3 protein-coding genes and 1 pseudogene are annotated in these 2,447 nt (G+C 60.2%); 2 read left to right on the top strand and 2 right to left on the bottom strand.

The features are described 5' to 3' along the window. Window positions 1–397: 397 nt before the first annotated feature. Window positions 398–1,120, bottom strand: a pseudogene (gene rocF / locus EN993_RS34595) (arginase); the annotation flags it as partial. 123 nt (window positions 1,121–1,243) lie between these two features. Here rocF and EN993_RS34590 point away from each other — a divergent pair. Both EN993_RS34590 and EN993_RS37250 read left to right on the top strand, forming a co-directional pair. Continuing rightward, on the top strand, window positions 1,244–1,681 hold the full coding sequence (locus tag EN993_RS34590) for an Lrp/AsnC family transcriptional regulator (protein WP_127266120.1): 438 nt from the start codon (window positions 1,244–1,246) through the stop codon (window positions 1,679–1,681). Between the two features lie 200 nt (window positions 1,682–1,881). Continuing rightward, the gene (locus EN993_RS37250) at window positions 1,882–2,052 is read left to right on the top strand and encodes a hypothetical protein (protein WP_164758013.1); all 171 of its coding nucleotides are present in this window, start codon (window positions 1,882–1,884) and stop codon (window positions 2,050–2,052) included. Window positions 2,053–2,088: 36 nt separating this feature from the next. On the opposite strand, the gene EN993_RS34585 is transcribed toward EN993_RS37250, so the two are convergent. Continuing rightward, window positions 2,089–2,447 (bottom strand): NAD(P)(+) transhydrogenase (Re/Si-specific) subunit beta (locus EN993_RS34585; protein WP_164758012.1); only part of this gene is annotated, 359 nt, incomplete at its 5' end.

Genomic DNA, 2,447 nt, shown 5'->3' with positions numbered 1-2,447 from the left:
TCGTCACTTTCGACCAGGATAACAACATACTGGACCGCCTGAGCTACTCCGTCGACCTTGACGCGCAGGGTCGCTATAGTTTCTCGATCCTTGACGAGGCGAATGAGCCTTTGGCCATTCCTGCGCTGGTCTCCGGAGGGTGACCTGCGCCGCATATGTGAGAGAGGCTCTCCGCCCGTTACAACTCGCCCAGCGCTGGAGAGAAGACCTAGCCTCACGGATCATGACACTGCAGCTTCGAGGTGAGGCCCCGCCGCGCCTTTCGCAGCAGCGGGCTTTCGGCAGATGGCGCTTGTCCGCATCTTCACGGTTAGGCCGACAGCCACGCGGCTCGACTTCTGTCTGAAGTCAGTTGCGGTGTCGGCTTGCAAATTCATGCCGCTTTTTCGGGCGCCGCGGTGGTGCCGACAGCCGGCGCTATGGCAGGGTCGAGAAAATCGACATCGAGCGAGACGTGCAACATCCCCTGTTCCGCCTCGACGCCGGCAAGAAATGTGCGCAACAGCTTGCCGATGCCGTGCTCATCAATGGCGCGCATGTCGTGCGCGGTCACACCGGCCACGTTGAGAGCGGTCCGCTCTGCCACGTCCACGCTTCGTAAGCCCATTGCACAGATACGCCCCGGATCGACCGGTGTCTTAAGATCGGGGAAATAGCCGGCAAAGCCTGGCTGGCCGCTGGCATAGGCGAGCGGTACGCCATGCAAATTCCCGCTGGCTGTCGTGTCAAGCGTATGAAAGTCGGGATGTGCATCGAGCCAGAGCACGAAAAGCGGCCTGCCCTGCTCGGCCGCGCGATGCGCCACGCCAGACAGGCTGCCGGCGGTCATGGAATGGTCGCCACCAAGAAAGATCGGCATCGCATCGTCGCAGGCCAGGAAGGCAGTCTCGGCAATGGCTTTTGTCCACGCCGCGATCTGTGGCAGGGACTTCAGCGCGGTGTTGTCGTGGACGAGAGGCTGCGCAGCGGCGGGTTGCACTGTGCCCCAGTCCTCCACCTCATGGCCTAATTCCTGCAGAGTAGCGACCAGTCCGGCTGTGCGCAACGCGCTCGGCCCCATCTCGCAACCCATGCGGCCGGCGCCATCCTGTACTGGTGCACCAATGATTCTAATGCGCATCCAAAGCTCTCCCTCACTCACGACATTGAACCGGCGCGGAGTGGCGAGGTGAAGAGAACAGTTTGGCAAAAGCATCAAATCAGCTTATCAGATTGCTCGTTTTATATGCCGATATGGACCCCTATGGACTCGCTAAACCAACGGCTCATCACCGTCCTGCGTCACGATGCTCGCCGGTCAATTTCAGACCTGGCCAGTGAGCTCGGGGTTTCGCGCGCCACAGTGCGCTCGCGCATGGAGCGGCTGGAGGCCGCTGGGGATATTATCGGCTATACGGTAATCCTGCGCGCGGACGCGGTCGACCAGGCCGTGCGCGGCATCATGTTGGTTGAAATCGAGGGTCACGCGACCGCGCGTGTCATAAAGGGGTTGGGAGGATTTCCCGAGGTTTCCGCGATCCACACCACCAATGGCCGTTGGGATCTGGTGGTCGAAATCAGTGCACGCTCCCTGACTGATTTCGATTCCATCCTACGACGCATTCGTCTCCTGCAAGGCATAACTGGGAGCGAGACAAGCTTGCTCCTGGCAACGCCGCGGACGACAAAAGCGAGAATATAGTCGGATGCACGAACGTCACACGAGACCGACTCGCTCGGTTTTCGGGAACGTTGGACAATTCGTGAGGCGAAATGACAGGTGGCCCTTCTCCTGGGACATGGCGGCGGGGGAGAAGGGCGCGGCATTGGCGCGGCCTTAGCCTTGCCGAGACCGGTTTCGAATTCGTTCTTTGCGTACCTCGCAAGGAGGATCCGGAGGAAATGGCGGCATTGCGTGTTTTTGGTCACAGCCCAGAACTGGTTTTGCTGGATGACCTGGCCGACAGCCACAGCATTGGTCCCTGCAGGCTTCCCTCTGTTCATTTTATGCCTGTGACAGGGCTGATGAGCTCCCTGTTTTTTCTCACTGAACTCTTGCCGATCCTGCCGTGAGATCGGTGAGGCCGGTTGCCAGCTGACGTCTGGAACTCAGTGATCCATGGCCTTGACGATTTCCTCGGTCATCTTCTTGGCGTCGCCGAGCAACATCATGGTGCCGTCCTTGTAGAACAGCGTGTTGTCGATGCCGGCATAGCCGGAGCCGAGCGAGCGCTTGACGAACAGGCAGGTGCGCGCCTTGTCGACATCGAGGATCGGCATGCCGTAGATCGGCGACGACTTGTCGTCGCGGGCCGAAGGGTTGGTGACGTCGTTGGCGCCAATGACATAGGCCACATCGGCCTGCGCGAATTCAGAGTTGATGTCCTCGAGCTCGAACACTTCGTCGTAAGGCACATTGGCTTCGGCGAGCAGCACGTTCATGTGGCCAGGCATGCGGCCGGCCACGG

The sequence above is a fragment of the Mesorhizobium sp. M7D.F.Ca.US.004.01.2.1 genome (assembly GCF_003997785.1).
Classification (GTDB): domain Bacteria; phylum Pseudomonadota; class Alphaproteobacteria; order Rhizobiales; family Rhizobiaceae; genus Mesorhizobium; species Mesorhizobium loti.
Note: the sequence above shows the minus strand (reverse complement) of the source record. Positions and strands in the feature narration are given on the sequence as shown.